This window comes from Azospirillum mesophilum (assembly GCF_053470405.2).
In genome coordinates this window covers 1-1,678 of record NZ_JBPXMQ020000105.1, presented here as the reverse complement: position 1 = coordinate 1,678, position 1,678 = coordinate 1, and the positions used below count along the sequence as shown (strand labels likewise).

Below are 1,678 nucleotides of genomic sequence, written 5' to 3'. Positions count from 1 at the left end.
GGCTCTTGAGCAGAAAGACGCCGCGAACAATGCTTTACGCGACGAGCGTGATCACTTCAAAGCCGCGTATGAGGAGGCCGAGACTGAACGCAGCCACCTGAAGGTGGCCTACGAAGAAGCGGAGGCTGAACGCCAGCGGCTCGACGCCGTCCTTCAGCAGCTGCTGCGCCGCCAGTCCGCGCCAACGTCCGAGCGCCTCGATCCCGAGCAGTTCCAGCTCGCCCTGGAAAACGTCGAGCAGGACCTTGCGAGCGCGGCCGCGGCGGCCGAGGAGGCCGCGGCTGGGAACGCCGAAGACGCGCGGCGACGCCGGGCTCCGGCCAGGCGCAACCTCGGGCATCTGCCCGAGCACCTCCCGCACGACGAGATCCGCATCGAGCCCACGGACACGAACTGCCCGTGCTGCGGCGGGGCGATGCACGAGATCGCGGTGGAAACCACCAAGCGCCTGCACATCACGCCGATGAAGCTGCGCGTGCGGGCGATCGTCCGCCCCAAGTACGGCTGCCGGACCTGTGCCGAGGCGGTGGTGCAGGCGCCCGCCCCGGACAGCATCATCCCCGGCGGCCTGCCCACGGAGGCGTTGCTGGCGCACATCGCGGTGGCCAAGTACCAGGACGGGCAGCCGCTCTACCGCCAGTGCGCGATCTTCGCCCGCGACGGGGTCACGCTCGATCGCCAGACCATGGCGGACTGGCTGGGGCGGGTGGCATGGTGGCTGTCCCCGGTTTGGGAGCGCTTGGTCGCCGATGCGCTCCGCTCCCCCAAGCTGTTCGTTGACGACACCTATCTGCCAGTGCTGGACAAACGCGCCGCCGCGGCGAAGGGGAAGGGGAAGAAGGCGACGCGGACCGGCTACCTGTGGGGCCTGGGCCGTGACGACGCGCCGTGGCAGGGGGAGCGGCCGCCGGCGGTGGCCTATATCTACACCGAGGACCGCGTCTACGCCCGGGCGGCCGAGGTGCTGGCCGGCTATTCCGGCATCCTGCAGGTCGACGGCTGGGGCGGCTTCAAGCGGCTGATCGGCCAGGACGAGGCCAGCACGGCCGATGTCGGCGCGGTGACCCTCGCCTACTGTTGGGCGCACGGGCGGAGGGACGTCTTCGACATCCACCAGGCCACCGGCTCGCCGATTGCCGGAGAGGTGCTGCGGCGCATCGCCGTGCTGTACCGCATCGAGGACGCCATTCGCGGCCAGCCGCCCGACGAGCGCCGCCGGGTGCGCCAGGAGCAGAGCCGGCGCGTGGTGGACGCGCTGAAGGTCTATGTGGAGGAGCAGCTGGGCCGTGTCTCCGGCAAGATGCCGGTGGCCAAGGCGCTGCGCTATCTGCTGAACCACTGGGACGGCCTGGGCGTGTTCCTCGATGACGGGCGCGTGGAGATCGACAACAACAGCATCGAGAGGCGTCACCGTGTCGTGGCCACCGTGCGCCGGAACAGCCTGTTTGCTGGATCGGATGCGGGCGCGCGGTCATGGGCCATTTTTACCTCGCTCATCCAGACCGCACGGCTGAACGACGTCGACCCCGTCGCTTGGCTCACCGACGTGCTCGAGCGCATGGCCTCCGGCGCGGTGAAGGCCAACCAGATCGACCGCCTGCTGCCCTGGACCTGGAAGGCCGACCACGCCGCCACGGCCGCTTGACCAACCCTCCCTCATCGCCGGCCATCCTCGCGC

The 1,678-nt window shown here is 69.8% G+C and carries 1 protein-coding gene; it reads left to right on the top strand.

Annotation, left to right across the window (positions count from 1 at the left end; all coding sequences use genetic code 11):
* The coding region (gene tnpC, locus ACSVC7_RS32595; protein ID WP_448208754.1) for an IS66 family transposase at positions 1-1,645 on the top strand (1,645 nt) is incomplete at its 5' end.
* Positions 1,646-1,678 lie beyond the last annotated feature (33 nt).